This is a genomic window from Elioraea sp. Yellowstone, assembly GCF_006704265.1.
GTDB lineage: Bacteria > Pseudomonadota > Alphaproteobacteria > Acetobacterales > Acetobacteraceae > Elioraea.
Genome location: NZ_VIKA01000338.1, coordinates 1 through 508, shown reverse-complemented (window position 1 = coordinate 508; position 508 = coordinate 1). Strand labels below are relative to the sequence as shown.

General features: G+C 76.0%; 1 protein-coding gene. It reads right to left on the bottom strand.

What is annotated here, in order from left to right; genetic code table 11:
- Positions 1-47: 47 nt before the first annotated feature.
- Positions 48-508: thiamine pyrophosphate-dependent enzyme (locus FK498_RS19025; protein ID WP_237561031.1), on the bottom strand; the 461-nt coding region annotated here is incomplete at its 5' end.

Genomic DNA, 508 nt, shown 5'->3' with positions numbered 1-508 from the left:
CTCTGTCCCGTGACCTGAGAGATTCGCGGAACCCTCGCCCGGCCCGCTTACTCCGTCGGTGCGGGCGCCTCGCGGCAGCCCAGGCCGCGCGCGACCTCCGCGAAGCCCGGGCACGGCCAGCCGAGGCTGTCGGCCGGCAGCGCGCGGCCGCCCTTCTTGAGGTCGATCAGGCTGAGCGCGCCGTCGTTGAACACCACGACCACCACGCTGGCGCCGGCGGCGGCTGCGGTCGCAAGCTCGCCGAGGCACATCAGCAGGCCGCCGTCGCCCGTGAAGGCGACCGCCGGGCGGGCGGGCTCGACCAGCGCGGCGGCGATCGCGGCCGGCAGCGCGAAGCCCATGGTCGCAAGACCGTTCGAGATCAGGAGGTCGTTGGGCTGCCGGCACGGCCAGCACGCGGTGGCGCTGAACATGTGCGCCCCCGCATCGACCGTGGCGCGCGCCGGGATGCCCGCCCGCGCACAGGCCTCCGCCGCCAGCGTCACGACGCGGTCGGGGCCCGGGCTGT